Below are 16,168 nucleotides of genomic sequence, written 5' to 3' on the forward strand. Positions count from 1 at the left end.
AGCGCCCTATATGGTATTGCAACGCTATTTTGATAAAAAAACGTCCAACCCGCAGTTACTACCACAGGTTGGACGATAATTTCTCACTCTTCTACAGCTTTAACAATACGAGGCTCCACTTTCACTCGGAATTGCTTCAAATCCTTGAACTGAATAAATTTCTTGGACTCCTCGTTCCAGATACGGAACTTTAGAGATTCCAGACTGGTTTTCAGTGTAATCGTCTGCACATTACGAAGTGCTGCACTCTTATTGTGAACCTTTTGCAGATTATAGTTAGGAACGCGCGGGCTTAAATGATGAATGTGGTGATACCCAATATTGCCCGTGATCCAATGTAGAATGCGCGGCAAATTGTAGAACGAGCTGCCGTGCATCGCGGCTTTGACGTAATCCCATTCTGCATCATTCTCGTAGTACGTTTCTTCATAGTTATGCTGTACGTAGAAAAGCCAAATTCCCGCCATACCTGAGAAGAAGAACATCGGTCCTTGAATCAGCAGGAAAGACTGCCAGCCGATGCCCCAACAAAGTAGAGCAATGCTGCCAACAATTCCGATATTGGTGATATACGTATTGATTCTTTCTTTCATGCCTACCTTCCTGCGGTTAAACCGGTAATCAATGAGGAAGATGAAAATCGGCCCGATAACAAACATCACGAACGGACTGCGATAGAGGCGATATGTCATTCTTTTGAGCCATGTTGCTTGCATATATTCATCCACGGTTAGCGTCCAGATATCACCCACACCTCTGCGATCCAAATTCCCGCTGGATGCATGGTGAACGGAGTGTGTATGGCGCCATTGGTGGTACGGTACAAAGGTTAGAATCCCTGTCAGCGTGCCAACAATTTCATTGGCGAGTTTGTTTTTGAAAAAAGATTTGTGACAGCAGTCATGGAAAATAATGAAAATGCGGATTAAAAATCCTGCGGCTATTAGATCGATCACGAAAGTTAGCCAAATGGAAACGGAAAGACTTAGAAAAGCAAAATACCAAAGCACGAAAAAGGGTCCCACTGTATTGATGATTTGCCACACACTATGCTTCATATGTGGTCTTTCGAAAGGTGCGATATCTGAACGCCACCCACCCTTATCTTCATGCTTCATCCTGTTAGAACTCCCTCTCTCCGCGTCGTGTCGGATCTTGTAAGTTTATATCACTGAAGTTAGTACGTTGCGAACCGAAATAAGTTCCCGTTATAGGATAAGAAATATTACATAGCTATCTCATCATACGTGGGTAAACCCTTTTTGTAAAATGCAATAAAAGTCAGTCGCCTCAAAAAATAGACGAATGGCCGCTCGTTCAGACTAAGAACGAAGCCATTCGTCTCCCCGTTAAACTGGGCGATCTATTGCAAAAATCTCACCGAGCTTCGCGTACGAGCTCCCGGCTAACCGACTTACAGGCTTCACCTTCTGCGGATCAATATGACCGTTGTCAACTAAGTTCTCATCGATGTGAAAATATACGACACGTCCGATGAGCAAATCTGCCGCGGGTGAATCCGCTGTACCGCCGAGCGGGATCGCCTGCTCGAGGACGCATTCCATGCGGATGCTGGCTTCTGCGACGCCAGGGACGGCGATTTGGCGGCTCGCGACGGGTGTAAGTCCCGTCAGCGTCACTTCGCTTTCCTCAGGTGGCAGCGCAGCGGCGCTCTGATTGATCTGGTCGATATAGGATTCGCCTGCGATATGAACGACGAAGGCCCCAGTATCGATTGCGTTGCGGGATGTGTCCTTACGGATACCCTGCTTCCGCTGCACGGAGACAGCGACCATCGGCGGATCCGCCGTGACGATGGTGAAGTAGCTGAAGGGCGCGGCGTTTAGCACGCCTCCTGTGGACAAGGTCGTGACAAATGCGATCGGCCGCGGAATAATACTGCCGATGAGCAGCTTATAATTCTCTCGCTCGCTTAGCGCTGATGGATCTATACTTAACATTATGACCACTCCTTATTCATTCTGTTAGATAGAAATTCCCTTCAACCACTCTGCTGCGGCAAAAACCTCGGAGCGCGTCAGTTGATGACCCGAGTTCTCCCAATGCACATGAACATCCGATCCAGCATCGCTCAGCAGGCGCTCTAGCTCCTCGGACTCCTCAGGGGAGCAGATCGGATCGTTCTTGCCTGCGCCGATGAATACAGGTGTATCTGAGAGATCTGGCAGCTGCAAGCCACGACGCGGCACCATGGGATGATGCAGAATGGCTGCGCGGAGTGCCTTCGGATAATGGAATAAGAGACTGCCCGCGATATTCGCGCCGTTCGAATAGCCGATAGCGACCACGTTACTGCGATCGAAGCCATGTTCTACCGCTGCTGCGTCGAGGAAATCATATACTTCCTTCGTGCGGAAGATGAGATCCTCCTCGTCGAAGATGCCTTCAGCTAGCCTGCGAAAAAACCGCGGCATGCCATTCTCTAGGACATTCCCTCGTACGCTCAGTACAGTGGAGGTTGGTGAAATTGCCTGCGCCAAAGGCAGCAGGTCTTGCTCTGTCCCGCCCGTTCCGTGGAACAGAACGAGCACGGGTGCAGTTAGATCAGAACCTTGCTGATAGATATGTCTCATTGCCCGTCACCCTCCAATACCCGCACTTCAATCGGCGGCAGATTGTTTACGATTTGATCACGGCTTGCTTCGAACCATTCCGGCAGCATCAATTTTTCACCGAGCGCCTCTGGCTGCTCATCTCTCGCAAAGCCTGGAGGATCTGTTGCAATTTCAAATAGGATGCCCCCTTCTTCACGGAAGTAAATCGCATTGAAGTATTGACGATCTACGATCGGTGTAGGGTGGTAGCCGTGACTCGCCACATGACTTCTCCAGAGCGCATGCTCCGCATCATCTTTGGCGCGCCATGCGATATGATGTACCGTTCCTGATCCGCCAGCACCGTAGTCCATCGGCGTTACGTTGATATCGACGATGTTGCCTAAGTCGCCGAAGGAAGCGAAGCGTGCGTAGGCACCTTCTTGCCCTACTTTTTGCAGCCCCATGACGTTAACGAGTAGCTCCGAGGTTTTGTCTGGCGCTGTGCTGTATAGAACAGCGCCTCCGAAACCTTTGATCGCTTTATCCGTTGGAACGCCGCCAAAAGCCCACTGACTAAGCGCGCCTTGTTCGCGCTCGACGATCTCAAGTCTCAGACCGTCTGGGTCTTTGAATTGAAGGTACGTTTCGCCGAATCGAGCATTTTTCTCAAAGGCGATATCGAATTGTGCTAGACGCGCTTCCCAGAAGGAAAGGCTTCCCGTTGGCACGGCGTAAGTTGTGATGCCGACCTGACCGCCACCAATCCGACCTTTGCGTGAACCTGCGTAAGGGAAGAAGGTAATGATCGTGCCTGGACTACCCGCTTCATTACCGAAATAGAGATGGTAGACTTCCGGTGCATCGAAGTTGATTGTTTTTTTGATCATGCGAAGCCCCAAGATACCAGCATAGAAATCAACGGTTGCCTGTGCATGTTGAACGAAAGCGGTGATATGGTGAATACCTGCGGTTTGTTGTGTTGACATCATAACCAACTCCTTCATATTTAAGAATCTTTATTTTAAGATAGTTCACGTGAGATGTTATCATTTATGCCGAGCATGCAACATCGCGATAAAGAAGAATTCGGATGACTCTCTACTTGAATCCCTCTTGTGCATATTTACCAAGCTTCTTCAAAAGCTGACTTGCGAGCTTCTTCTCTTCATCCGTCAATCCCGCTAAGGCGCTTTCGATCACGACGGCGTGCTTCGGAAATACGTCCTCAATAAATTGTTTCCCTTTGTCGGTAATTTCAGCAAAAATCAATCTGCGATCTTCCGTTGACGTGTTGCGCCTTACGTATTCCTTCTTGACCAGTTTATCAACCACATAGGTGATATTTCCACTACTCATCAGTACCTTGCTGCCAATTTGTTGAATGGCCTGCGCTCCCTTGTGGTAAAGCAGCTCCAGTACGCCAAACTCCGTGCGGTTCAGTCCATGCTTGCGAATATCTCGGTCCCCGTGGGCATTCACCCACTCACTCGCTCTGGAAAGGGCGATGTACAGATCTAGAGAATGATTTCTCGTTTCGCTCATGTTGCTTCACCTCGTTTCTTGTTCGTTTCATTTATCTTAATTTAAAGATACTTTATTTTGAGATAAAAGTCAACAGGTATATCGTACTGGATCGGTGCATTAGGCCGCAGCAGTTTGTTTGCCGTGTTTACTTGCATCGCTCCGATCCTTATCAACAGAAAATTTTTAGCGCAGAGGCTGGCCGATGCTTCACTTAGAGCTCAAAGTAATTTTGCCCAATATAATAATAGGCTGGTCTCTCACCCTTTTGACTAATTAATGAAAGATCAAGCAATTCTTTGACTATTTTCCTGAGAGTCGCTTCCGATTTAGCGAGAATCCCTGCTAATTCTTTAATAGTCAGTCCACTATTGGAGTCGAAGAAATGATTTTGCGCCAGAATAAACATAACTTCCTTATGAAGGTCATCCATTTCACGTAATTTTAATTCGCTACTCAATTTAGTTGCTGCAATGCCTAACAACTCACTCTTTTCCTTTAACTCAGCATTCATTTCAACAAGTGCCTCTAGCATAATACTTAGAAAAGTTTCAATGAAACCATTCATTTCTCCTCTACTCTTAATGCTATTGGTAAATTCAAACGCTTCTAAGTATTTATTTTTATATGTATTGCAACCCCTTGATAATGAGGAGATATTATCCAATGTCTTCGATAGATATAAGGAGCTAATAAATCTAGATGTTCTTCCATTTCCATCATAGAATGGGTGTATATATCCAAAATAATAATGACCGACTGCAACTCTAATGAGCTCAGGTATTTCGTCATTATCGTTCATGAAGGATAACAGTTGCTTTAATTTAGAAATAATTTCCTCTTCCGGCGTTACTCCTTGATGAATAACCTTACCAGAACCAGACTTCTTTAATACATAGGTTGCTTCCTTCCTAAAAACCTCACCGTCTGGGAGCTCCTCTTGATCTATTTCCCCCTTCGTAATGTCATCATAGATGTTCCTTATCTCCTCTGGTTTCTTTGGTACATCAATTAGACCCCCCAGTAGACTCATATATGATTTAATCATGCTGTCGAACCTTGTTTTTGTTTTTCTATTTAACTTTAATTCTTTTGTGCTTCTCGCTATCTCCTCTCTACTACTCCTTATTCCTTCTAATTGATTCGTATTATATAATTCTTCTACCAAACACTCGTTAATGAATTGATTCTGAGCAACTGTAGGGAGTCCACTAAATGTTTTCAAAAATGCATTAGATACATGATGAATTTTACTTATCATATTCAGCATGTCATTTGTCGGTATGTAATATAACTCATAACGATGAGGTTGACTTATAGGTTTTATGCTTAAACCCAAATGAACAGTCGAATCAGAATTAAGCCTCATCTGGTGTAATTCGTTAAACTGAGCGGATGTTTGTTCATGATAAAATTTATGTATGTACCTCAAGTTAGACACCTCAATTCTAATATATAAAGATATTTACACATTATTAACGATTTGTCTATTTCTAATTATAAAAAAACGCAATATTTTATAAATACGATTCCACAAACATCATTTATGCATTAATTTATCACTTTTATATGAGATCCACATGAACATTTGCCATTCCCGTTCCTCTTAATTTCCACTTCCCTATTGCAGGACGGACAAACAACTGTCATAGAGACACCTCCATCAGTTACAAGTGTTACTATTCTCGACTCCACACATCGAGTTTAATCCCCGCTCACCGATAATTTACAAGATATCTCCAACTAACATGTGAAAAGGCGCCTCCTCATCCCGAGGAAGCGCCTTTCCTTACCCTACAACTGCCGAAGTCCCCTTCTGCAGTTGGTACATTTTCGCGTAGCGCCCGCCCAGCGCCATGAGCGTGTCGTGATTACCCCGCTCGGCGATCTCGCCGCGGTGCAGCACAAGAATTTGATCCGCATCGCGGATCGTGGAAAGCCGGTGCGCGATGATGAGCGTCGTGCGCCCCTCACTCACAACCTTCAGCGCTTGCTGGATGAGACCTTCCGTCTCACTGTCGATGGAGGCTGTCGCCTCATCGAGAATCAGGATCGACGGATCGAACGCCAGCGCTCGCGCGAACGAGATCAACTGCCGCTGACCGGAGGACAGCGTGCTTCCCCGCTCCACGACCTGCTCGTCGTAGCCGTTCGGCAGCTGCTCGATAAAGCCAGCTGCCCCAACATCACGCAGCGCAGCTTTCACTCTATCCAGCGAGATGTCCTGATTGTACAGACTCACGTTGAACTTGATGTCCCCCGCGAACAAGAACGGATCCTGCAGCACGATCCCCATATGCTTGCGCAGCGCCTGTTTGGACATGCCTTTAATATCACGGCCATCAATCGTAATCAAGCCCTCATTCGGCTCGTAGAAGCCGAGTAACAGGTTCAAGATGGAGCTTTTGCCTGAGCCGGTATGCCCGACTAAAGCGATCGTTTCCCCTTTTCGCGCCTCGAAGGAAATCCCCTTTAATACATTCTCCCCTTCTTTATATGCAAAGGTGATGTTGTCGAATTTCACGATGCCCTCTGGGCGCTGCACGTGACCAACCTTCTCGACCTCTTGACCTTCCATGTCAAGGATCGTAAATACCTTCTCCGCAGATACAAAAGCCCGCTGCGCATTCGTCAACTGATCAAAAATCCCAATGATCGGATGAAATATCCGTCCCAAATAATCGATAAACGCATAAAACACCCCGAAGGAGATGGCGGTTTCCAAGGATTTTCCACCGAAATACCAAATCACCATCGCTGTCACTAGGCTGCCAATCGTTCCTACGATATTCCGCGTGGAAAGCGCATAAATACGGAACTGCTTCACCTGATTTACATAGCGATCCTTGTTCAGGACTTCAAATTCCTCCAATGTGACCCTTTCACGGCGAAAAGCTTGGATAATCGGCATCACGACGATGGACTCGTTTATCATCGCATTCATATCACTCAGTCTAGCGCGCATGATGGTGATGAAGATTTTCGAATATTTCAAATGAATGTACATAATCACAACGAAGATCGGCGGCAGCGCCAAGCAAAACACCGCAAGATGCCAATCCAATAAGAAAAGTGCGACGTAAATCCCAATGAGCTGCATGATGCTGACAATGAAAGTCGCCATGAAGCTCATGAAGAGATCACGAACGGCTTCCGTATCATTTGCAATACGCGAAACGACTTGCCCAATCGGTGTGTTATCGAAATACCGCAGCGAGATGCGTTGGATGTGCTGCATGAGATCCATCCGCATGTTTTTAATAATTTGCAGTGCGGTGGATTGTAAAATGTAAGCTTGCGAATAATTACATAGACCAGCGGTTAACAGTAAACCCATATAGAGGCCAAGCAGCTTAAGAACGGGCGCAATTTCGCGCGCACCACCCGAGAGATGCTGATCAATAATTGTTTTGGTTATAAAAGGCCCGCCCAGATCTGCAGCTACTGAACAGCAAAGAATGAGCAGCGCACCGAGAATTCTGAACTTGTGGACGAGTGCGTAGGAAATCAGCCGTCTGGCCGTAGTCGGTTTAGACAATCTGTCGTCCTCCTAAAAGTTTTACTTTGGTAAAACGATCGTCGTAAGCATGGGCTAAGTTCTCAATCCTCGAGACTGGCTTCCATCTGCTGGCGATCCCACTGCTGGCGATACCAGCCGCCGAACAGCATAAGCTCTTCATGCGTGCCTTCCTCAATCACTCTGCCTTCATCGAGGACGAGAATCCAGTTGGCATGGCTGACAGCAGACAAGCGATGGGTAGAAATCAGCGTTGTGCGGCCCGCACGTTCCTGGCGGATATGCTGCAGAATGCGACTTTCTGTCCGCGCATCTACCGCCGAGAGGGAGTCATCCAGCAGCAAAATTTCGGAATCAATCAGCAAGGCCCGTGCAATCGCCAAACGCTGCTTTTGTCCACCGGACAGCATCACGCCGTTCTCACCGACAATGGTTGCTAAACCTTCTGGCATTTGAGCGATATCTTGGGTAAAAGAAGCCATCTCCACGGCATGTGCGATCTCTTCTGGCGAAGCCGTATGCTTGCCTAGCGCGACATTGTCGCGAATCGACTTGGACAGCAGCAGATGCTCCTGCGGCACATAAGCGACCCAACGCTTTATTTGATCTATGGCGATTTGTTCGATTGGAACGTCCGAAATGCACAACTTGCTCGGTTCGATCGGGTATTGGCGCAGCAGTTGCTTGAGCAGCGTGCTTTTGCCGCTGCCGGTTCGGCCGACAATACCGAGCGTTTGTCCTCTCTCCAGCTGGAATGAGACATTGACGAGGCTCGCATGATTAGCTGTCGGGTAGGTAAAGGTTAACCCCTTCATCTCGATGCGTTCAGGGACAGCTACTGGAACTGGCGTTTCCACATCAATGAGATCGGCTTTTTGCGACAACGCCTTATCCAGACGATCCGCCGAAGCGCTTCCGCGCTGCAGGACGTTAATAAACTCACCGAAGGAAATCATCGGCCAGATCAGCATACCGAGGTAAATATTGAACGATATCAGCTGACCGAGCGTGATTTCATCATGAAACATCAGATAAGAGCCATATCCGATGCCGATCGAGTAGCTTAAACCAACGATCAACGAGGTTAGCGGCTGAAATAGCGCATTGAGCATCGAGACGCGGCGATTTTTGTTCATGACATCGGAGGTGACGTCATCAAAAGCCTTCAAATCTTGCGCTTCTTGCACATAGGAGCGAATAACGCGTATGCCTGAGATTGATTCCAGCGCATGATCATTCATCACACCAAAGGAGGCCTGAGCCGCAAGGAAGCGCACTCTCACCTTTTTACCTAGCAGATTAATGACAACAGCAAGAAAAGGCAGCGGAATCAACGCCGCAAGCATTAATTTGAAGGAGATGAGCGACACCATCGTTATAATAACGACCGAAGCACCAACGAAGGTTGAGACGAGTGTCATCACCCCGTAACCCGAGGTTTGACCGATGGCTAGAATATCATTCGTCGCCAAAGCCATGAGCTGACCCGTTGAGTTGCGTTGGAAGAAGGCCGGTGACATTGTCGACAAATGCGCCAGCAACCTCCCTCTAAGCAGCTTCTCCACTAAGGCAGAGTTACCAAATAGGCTCGTGATCCACACAAAGGTCATCCCATACAGAAGGAGAGAAAGTCCAACGAGCAATAAGACCGTTTGATGAAGCTCCGAAGCTGTTAAATTCCCATTTCGAATATGATCAATGGTATTTCCTATCATTTTAGGGGGAATGGTCGCCAATAAATTGACACCGATCAGCAGGGAGACCGCGAGTACATAATACTTCCATCTCTCTTTAAAAAACCATCGCAGCTTCATAACAAAAGACAACATTTCCACCTCTTTTTCCAAATTTCCAGTCATCACATTGATTCTATAGTTTCAACCAAGTGAAGTCCACACCCGATGTTGTTTATAATGAAACTTTCGGCTTGTCTGCAACCTTCTCACAAACCCTTGCGTTAGAGAATCCGAACACCCACCATAATTTACATACAGGAAGGACGTACACAACCATGAAACCGATGATGAAAAAAACGCTCACTCTCCTCTCCCTATCCAGCATGCTGGCAACAGGTGCAGCTTATGCAGCTGCCCCTGAAGCAGTCGTTCCCATTATGAACACGATTCAGATCCAGCCTGTGAAGACCCAGCTCGATGTTACCGTTCAAGTAAATGGAACAGCAACCGAGAATGGCTTTGTGAAATCCGGCACCACCCAGCCGATGATTCCCTTACGTGCTGTGAGCGAAAGCCTTGGATTTTCTTTAACGTGGAACCCAGAAACTTATTCTGTAGATTTGACAAAGGGTAACCTTTTTACAACCGTGAAAACCGGCGAAGATCGCTATACGATTAATAAAATGTTGACGCAGCTCGGCACGGCACCTGAATTGGTGGACAGCAAGCTGTATGTGCCCGCTTCCTTCGTTACTAAAATTCTGCACGGCACTGCTGTGACAGAAGGCAATTCCGTTACGATCTCGATGAAAGAGGAGGCCAAGAAAGTGCAATCTACTGGCGTCATTACCTCTATTAACACGACAGGCGTTAACGCTCAAATTCACATTCAAGACACGGGTACGGGCGGTATCGTTCTCAACGTGAGCCCGGAAACGACCTACCAAATGCTTGACGGCACGAAGCTGACACTTGCTGATCTTCACGTTGGTTTAACGATCACAGCAGAGCATTCTATGGCGATGACACTTAGCTTGCCGCCACAAACGTCCGCATCCAACATCACGGTGCTTGATACAGCAGCTCATAAGGGTGCGCTAGGTACAGCGGGTGTGATTGAAGCTGTTCGCGAGGATGGCGGACTTCTGGTCAAAGGTCAGGGGCTTACCGAAGATGCTCCAGGTGAGGTTGTTCTTACAGTTGGCGCTGACACAGCCATCGTAGACGGCAAAGGTGAGCCTGTAGACAAATCCGCTCTCGTTAAAGGCACGAATGTCATCGGGTTTTACGGCCCTGCGATGACCAAAAGCTTGCCGCCTATCAGCAGCGCTTGGAAAATCGTAGTAGCAGAACCGGAAGAGTAGGCTTGCGTAACGGAACTTTCAGAACCTTCCCTTATAGGGAGGGTTCTTTTGTTTCTAAGGAGCGAGCAGCCATGATGGATGTACACTGTCCAAATGTTCTGTTTTTTGATACAATAACTGAAAATTCAATCGTATAAGGGGACTCATATGGAATACATTAGCACTCGCGGCAAAGTAGAACCCATCGGCTTTATCGATGCAATCCTGATGGGATTGGCCAATGACGGCGGTCTGCTCGTACCGAAAAACATCCCTCAGCTATCCGCTGACACGCTTCAAAGCTGGTCCAAGCTCTCCTATTCAGAGCTAGCCCTTGAAATCTTCTCGCTCTATGTAAACAACGAAATTCCACGCGATGAGCTTAAGCAGCTCGTTGATGAAAGCTACGCAACGTTCCGTGATGCGGCTGTCACGCCAGTTAAGCGCCTGAACGATGGCACCTACGTGCTCGAATTGTTCCACGGTCCTACATTTGCTTTCAAGGATATTGCCCTGCAATTCCTTGGTAATCTCTATTCGTACGTTTCACGCAAAACGAATTCCATCATCCACATCCTTGGAGCTACCTCCGGTGACACTGGCGCTTCTGCGATTGAGGGCGTACGCGGTAAAGAAGGCATTCGCATCTGTATCCTGCATCCGCACCAGAAGGTGAGCAAGGTACAAGAACTGCAAATGACAACCGTTAATGATGCGAATGTGTTGAATCTTTCCGTTGAAGGAACCTTCGATGATTGCCAACGCATTATAAAAGAGCTTTTTGCTGATGTAGAGTTCAAGCACCGTTACCATTTGCGCGCGATTAACTCGATCAACATTGCCCGTATTTTGGCGCAAACCGTGTATTATTTCTACGCTTACTTCCAGTTATCTGCGGAGCAACAAGCTGGGAAGATCAACTTCTCCGTGCCTACGGGTAACTTTGGTGATATTTTCGCAGGCTACCTGGCTCAGAAAATGGGGCTTCCGATCAATAAACTCATTCTTGCTACAAATGAAAACAATATACTTGAGCACTTCGTGCAAGAAGGTGTATATCAACCAGGCGAGTTCCGCGGCACATATAGCCCGTCTATGGACATTCAAGTCGCGAGCAACTTTGAGCGCTACTTGTTCTATCTATACGGCGAAGACGCTGCAGCTGTGAACGCGATCATGGAGCAATTCAAGGCCGAAGGCCGCGTGGTTATCCCTGCCGACAAGCTGCAGACGGTACAGGCTGACTTCGCTGCGTATGGCGTGAAGAACGAGGAGTGCCTCGACACGATCAGCGCTTACCACGCGAAGTACGAGTACCTGCTTGATCCGCACACTGCGTGCGGCGTAGCAGCAGCTGACAAGCTCGCCGCCCCTGGCGAGGTGACGGTGTCCTTGTCCACCGCGCATCCGGCGAAGTTCGATGAGTCGATTCGCTTGCGCGGTATTGCTCAGACGTATCCAGAGCAAATCCAAGCTCTGTTCGACAAACCACAGTTCCAGAAGGTGGTTGGCGGTTCGAACGACGCGATCAAGGATGAGCTCGTGAAATTTTTCTAGTAAGTAGTTATGGGGGCTTCTGCCCCTTCTGTAGGAGCCTTCCTTCCACATTGTGGAGGGAAGGCTTTTTGGGCGTGTGGGGATCCTGCGTACCCTTCTCAAACCTATGCTACTGCAGCTACAACTTCTACTGCTATCTGCTTTTACTGTTATTACTGTTATTGCTGTTATTGCAACCACTACTGAAACTACCACTCACCCACTTCTACTCCTCCTATTACTCCTCTTACACTTCCTCTTCCCTAGTTCTGCTACTTCTGCTAGTTCATCTACTCCACTTGCATTACCGTCTCTCCAACTCCTTCTTCTCCAGCTAATACACCTGCATTACCTAGCTAACCTCCTCCAATCCCGCTCCTCGCTGCTCTAGGTAGAGGAATGATGCAAAAGTGCAGGATTCTACTTGTGTTTCCGGTGATTTTGCGTTGAATGATGCAAAATACATCAAAATGTATCTGTTTCAGCGATTTCGTATGAAATGACAGAAAAATGATGTATTATCGCATCAATTTACTAGAACTAGTGGCGCACGGACAAAATTAGCTTCCATTCAACCCACTTCCCCCAGCAGAGGGGTTTAACAAATCAGTCCTCAGACCGATCTTCGTCCTTCCCTATAGTCGGAAGACACTTGTACCCTGTCATGGTATTCTTAGAGTAATGAATCCAAACAGTAGGAGTGAACAAATTGAATATGAATATGAATCGCAGCGCTTTTCTCGGGCCGATCCTGATTTTGCTTGGTGTTTTTATGTTTCTAAAAGGGGATGTATCGTTCAGTACGGGCACCATTTTTGAATATTTCTGGCCGACGCTGTTCGTCATTCCTGTCGGGGTGTTTTTCCATTGGCTGTACTTCTTCATTCAGCAACGTCGGGGTGCAGGCGTTCTCGTTCCTGGAGGTATTCTGCTAACGGCAGGTATCGTGTGCCAAATCTCCACCCTGTTCGATATTTGGCATCTCATGTGGCCAGGTTTCATGCTGGCTGTGGCTGTCGGCTTGTTCGAGCTGTATTGGTTCGGCGGACGCAACAAGTATTTGCTCATTCCGATTAACATTCTATCGGTGATGTCGCTGCTGTTCTTTGCGATCTTCTCCATCGGCTCCATCTTCGGGACGCTTTTCCATAACAATTCGATCATCGCCATCGGGCTTATCGTAGTTGGCGGCCTGATGATGATTATGCGTAGTCGAAACTAATCACAAAGTAATGCCAAAAGCCGTCCCGCAGTGTAACTGCTAGGACGGCTTTTTCAAATTTTCGAGGCGCAATCGTTTATCTGCATTAATGCTTGTATTTGCCAATGGAGATACTGTCACGCTCATGCACACTTAATATATGCGATAGCGATAAGCTTCCGCCCTCATTCGTTAACATGCCAAAACGAGCGTTCAACCCCGACCAACCTTCTATCCCATCGTTGTGGTAATCCCCAGAGACATAAACTTGGGCAAGCTCTTTATTCGACCAGAACTCGATGTACTTATTAGGTGGATCCTTCTCCTAACTTGAAAAAGCCAGTTACGCATCCTAACGTCGAAGTTCGCTGCTTATCTTCATTGTATGCTGGAGTTGTCCACATCAGCCATCCCATGTAAGCAAAAAAGCCTGCGAATGACATTCATCCACAGACCTTATATGTTAACCCGCCACAACATTATCCCCTGTGGATTGTTTAATTTGTTTGCTTCGCAGTTGTCCACAAGCCGCATCAATGTCCGTCCCGTGTTCCAAACGCACGCTGCAGGAGATACCTTGCTTCTTCAGCGTATCGTAAAAGGCGCGTACGGATTCCCGCTCGCTTCGCTGATATTGGCTGTGCTCATCCACCGGATTATACGGAATCAAGTTCACATTCGCCAGCTGGCGGATGTGCTGAATCAACTCAGCCAGTTGGAGCGCATGCTCCCTGCCATCGTTCACGTCTTTGAGCAAAATGTACTCAAGCGTAATCCGTCGATTCGTCTTCTCCAAATAGTACTCGATTGCTTCCATCAACGTCTCAATCGGAATCGCTTTGTTGATCTTCATGATACGGGTACGAAGCTCGTTCGTCGGCGCATGCAAGGAAATCGCTAGATTCACTTTCAGATCGGAGTCAGCAAATTCTTTGATCTTCCCAGCGAGTCCACTCGTAGATACCGTAATGTGTCTTGCCGCGATATCCAACCCCTTTTGATCCTTCACCACGCGGATGAAATCGACCATATTCACGAAGTTATCGAACGGCTCGCCGATCCCCATCACAACAATATGGCTTACGCGTTCGTCTTTCCCCAACGTGTCCAAATGGAATTGGACCTTCATAATTTGTTCCACGATTTCCGCGGCGGATAAATCACGGCTTTTGGCCAACAATCCGCTCGCACAGAAGCTGCATCCAATATTACAGCCCACTTGCGTCGTCACACAGACGGACAAGCCGAATTTATGGCGCATTAATACCGTTTCGATGAGATTGCCATCCGACAGCTTGAACAGAAACTTCATCGTGCCATCGGCCGATTCCTGTCTCGTATGCTCGGTCAAGGTATGAATAGCAAAATGCTCGCTTAACATCGCCAAGCTATCCTGTTTCACATCTGTCATTTCAGCGAAAGAGGCGACCCGCTTACGATACAGCCAATCCCACACTTGCAGCGCGCGTGACTTTTTGTAGCCTTTTTCAGCGAGCCAAGCGACTAATTGATCAAAAGTTAATCCATAAATGGATGATGTATTCATTCCGTTATCCTCTTTTCGAGACTATCACGTGCAGTCCAATTCTTCTAAGCAGCCGAAGCATACCATCTCTAGTTAGTATTGTGCCAAAAATCCTCCCTGAACACAAGGGAAGAGCCTCATTTCCACAAAGAAAAGGCACCTCCGCATCCGGGGGCACCTCTTTCACAGGCTCATCTAAGCCAAATTTAAACAATGGCTGCTTCCACTTCCCATGCCTCTTGGGACACGACTTCGTCATCGGATACCAAGCCATATGGGATACAGAGCGGCACGCCTGCCCTAGGATCCACAATAACATCCGCATGAATAGCAAACACATCAAGCAGCATCTTCGGCGTTACAATATCCATCGGTGACCCTTCGTAAACGACATTGCCTGATTTAATCGCGATCAAATGATCCGCATAACGCGTCGCATGATTCAAATCATGCACAACCATCACGATCGTCGTATTGTGACGCTCGTTAATTTCTTTGAGCAGACACAAGACTTCTAGCTGATGCGCCATATCCAAATAAGTCGTCGGCTCATCTAAGAACAGCATGTCGGTTTGCTGTGCTAAAGCCATTGCAATCCACACACGTTGACGCTGCCCACCTGACAAATGATCGATCGGACGATCCTTGAACGCTGTCATCCCGGTCACTTCGAACGCCCAGTTAATGATCTCGCGATCGGCGCTAGACATCTTCTGGAAACCGCGCTGATGTGGGAAACGGCCATACCCTACCAATTCTTCGGCTGTAATGCCTTCCGGAGCTGATGGTGATTGCGGCAATATCGCTAATTTCTTCGCAATTTCCTTCGTCGATTGATGATGAATGGAATGACCATCAAGGAAAACGGTACCTTCCGTCGGCTTCAATAGTCGCGACATCGCCTTCAAAATCGTGGATTTCCCCGAACCATTTGCACCGACTAAAGCGGTAATTTTGCCCGTTGGAATCTCTATACTCAAATCGTTGATGATTTTCAATTTATCATAAGAAACATGCAGTTGTTCGGTATATATTCTCGTCGCTATTGCCATGAGGAACATCCCCTTTTTTCAATATGTATATAGGGTTGAATCATTTTAATTTCTATCCATTAAATAAAAATGATAATCATTATCAATAGAAATGTCAAGGTTTTTCCTGCAAAAAAGGGATGCCCGAGGGCCAATGTCATTTAGTTAAGGCGCGGGTCCAAATATCAAGAAAAAGAGCAGGTTATCGAAAAGATAGCCCGCTCTTTTTTTGCACGAAAAAGAGAAGTAAGACTTGACAA

The 16,168-nt window shown here is 47.2% G+C and carries 13 protein-coding genes; 3 read left to right on the top strand and 10 right to left on the bottom strand.

Translation table 11 applies throughout. The annotated features are described in order from the left end of the window. Positions 1-83: 83 nt before the first annotated feature. The 8 genes from desA to AC58PQ_RS20175 form a co-directional block, all read right to left on the bottom strand. A complete protein-coding gene (gene desA / locus AC58PQ_RS20140; RefSeq protein ID WP_497244630.1) occupies positions 84-1,118 on the bottom strand; it encodes a Delta(5) desaturase DesA in 1,035 nt (344 codons plus the stop codon). 231 nt (positions 1,119-1,349) lie between these two features. Next, complete coding sequence (locus AC58PQ_RS20145) at positions 1,350-1,961, bottom strand: flavin reductase family protein (protein ID WP_497244632.1); 612 nt, start codon at positions 1,959-1,961, stop codon at positions 1,350-1,352. A 24-nt stretch (positions 1,962-1,985) separates the two neighbouring features. Then, the gene (locus AC58PQ_RS20150; RefSeq protein WP_497244634.1) at positions 1,986-2,594 is read right to left on the bottom strand and encodes an alpha/beta hydrolase; all 609 of its coding nucleotides are present in this window, start codon (positions 2,592-2,594) and stop codon (positions 1,986-1,988) included. Further along, positions 2,591-3,544 carry a ring-cleaving dioxygenase gene (locus tag AC58PQ_RS20155; protein ID WP_497244636.1) on the bottom strand — a complete coding sequence of 318 codons (954 nt, stop codon included), beginning with the start codon at positions 3,542-3,544 and terminating at the stop codon, positions 2,591-2,593. Before AC58PQ_RS20155 ends, AC58PQ_RS20150 begins: the two co-directional genes overlap by 4 nt. A gap of 112 nt (positions 3,545-3,656) precedes the next feature. Next, the gene (locus tag AC58PQ_RS20160) at positions 3,657-4,100 is read right to left on the bottom strand and encodes a MarR family winged helix-turn-helix transcriptional regulator (RefSeq protein ID WP_497244638.1); all 444 of its coding nucleotides are present in this window, start codon (positions 4,098-4,100) and stop codon (positions 3,657-3,659) included. A 193-nt stretch (positions 4,101-4,293) separates the two neighbouring features. Next, positions 4,294-5,247, bottom strand: a complete 954-nt coding sequence (locus AC58PQ_RS20165; RefSeq protein WP_497244640.1) for a Fic family protein — start codon at positions 5,245-5,247, stop codon at positions 4,294-4,296. Between the two features lie 621 nt (positions 5,248-5,868). Further along, positions 5,869-7,617, bottom strand: coding sequence for an ABC transporter ATP-binding protein (locus AC58PQ_RS20170; protein ID WP_497244642.1), 1,749 nt, complete (start codon positions 7,615-7,617; stop codon positions 5,869-5,871). 62 nt (positions 7,618-7,679) lie between these two features. Next, positions 7,680-9,425 carry an ABC transporter ATP-binding protein gene (locus AC58PQ_RS20175; protein ID WP_497244644.1) on the bottom strand — a complete coding sequence of 582 codons (1,746 nt, stop codon included), beginning with the start codon at positions 9,423-9,425 and terminating at the stop codon, positions 7,680-7,682. 182 nt (positions 9,426-9,607) lie between these two features. On the opposite strand from AC58PQ_RS20175, the gene AC58PQ_RS20180 reads away from it, so the two are divergent. From AC58PQ_RS20180 to AC58PQ_RS20190, 3 genes are all read left to right on the top strand, one after another. After that, the gene (locus AC58PQ_RS20180) at positions 9,608-10,636 is read left to right on the top strand and encodes a copper amine oxidase N-terminal domain-containing protein (protein ID WP_497244646.1); all 1,029 of its coding nucleotides are present in this window, start codon (positions 9,608-9,610) and stop codon (positions 10,634-10,636) included. A gap of 147 nt (positions 10,637-10,783) precedes the next feature. Continuing rightward, positions 10,784-12,172, top strand: coding sequence for a threonine synthase (thrC, locus tag AC58PQ_RS20185; RefSeq protein WP_497244648.1), 1,389 nt, complete (start codon positions 10,784-10,786; stop codon positions 12,170-12,172). 694 nt (positions 12,173-12,866) lie between these two features. Continuing rightward, entirely contained in the window at positions 12,867-13,373 is a 507-nt protein-coding gene (locus tag AC58PQ_RS20190; RefSeq protein ID WP_497244661.1) for a hypothetical protein, read from the top strand. Between the two features lie 442 nt (positions 13,374-13,815). Here the strand turns inward: AC58PQ_RS20190 and rlmN are convergent, their stop codons facing one another. Beyond that, the gene (gene rlmN, locus AC58PQ_RS20195; protein ID WP_497244650.1) at positions 13,816-14,898 is read right to left on the bottom strand and encodes a dual-specificity RNA methyltransferase RlmN; all 1,083 of its coding nucleotides are present in this window, start codon (positions 14,896-14,898) and stop codon (positions 13,816-13,818) included. 185 nt (positions 14,899-15,083) lie between these two features. Continuing rightward, entirely contained in the window at positions 15,084-15,929 is an 846-nt protein-coding gene (locus tag AC58PQ_RS20200) for an ABC transporter ATP-binding protein (protein ID WP_497244652.1), read from the bottom strand. Positions 15,930-16,168: the final 239 nt, after the last annotated feature.

The organism is Paenibacillus sp. J22P143, from assembly GCF_059692035.1.

Excerpts from the sequence above, each read along its gene's own strand:
- AC58PQ_RS20190 (WP_497244661.1), top strand. The coding sequence starts at position 12,867 with ATGAATATGAATCGCAGCGCTTTTCTCGGGCCGATCCTGATTTTGCTT.
- AC58PQ_RS20155 (WP_497244636.1), bottom strand. The coding sequence starts at position 3,544 with ATGTCAACACAACAAACCGCAGGTATTCACCATATCACCGCTTTCGTT.
- AC58PQ_RS20180 (WP_497244646.1), top strand. The coding sequence starts at position 9,608 with ATGAAACCGATGATGAAAAAAACGCTCACTCTCCTCTCCCTATCCAGC.
- thrC (WP_497244648.1), top strand. The coding sequence starts at position 10,784 with ATGGAATACATTAGCACTCGCGGCAAAGTAGAACCCATCGGCTTTATC.
- AC58PQ_RS20160 (WP_497244638.1), bottom strand. The coding sequence starts at position 4,100 with ATGAGCGAAACGAGAAATCATTCTCTAGATCTGTACATCGCCCTTTCC.
- AC58PQ_RS20200 (WP_497244652.1), bottom strand. The coding sequence starts at position 15,929 with ATGGCAATAGCGACGAGAATATATACCGAACAACTGCATGTTTCTTAT.
- AC58PQ_RS20175 (WP_497244644.1), bottom strand. The coding sequence starts at position 9,425 with ATGTTGTCTTTTGTTATGAAGCTGCGATGGTTTTTTAAAGAGAGATGG.
- AC58PQ_RS20145 (WP_497244632.1), bottom strand. The coding sequence starts at position 1,961 with ATGTTAAGTATAGATCCATCAGCGCTAAGCGAGCGAGAGAATTATAAG.
- desA (WP_497244630.1), bottom strand. The coding sequence starts at position 1,118 with ATGAAGCATGAAGATAAGGGTGGGTGGCGTTCAGATATCGCACCTTTC.
- AC58PQ_RS20150 (WP_497244634.1), bottom strand. The coding sequence starts at position 2,594 with ATGAGACATATCTATCAGCAAGGTTCTGATCTAACTGCACCCGTGCTC.
- rlmN (WP_497244650.1), bottom strand. The coding sequence starts at position 14,898 with ATGAATACATCATCCATTTATGGATTAACTTTTGATCAATTAGTCGCT.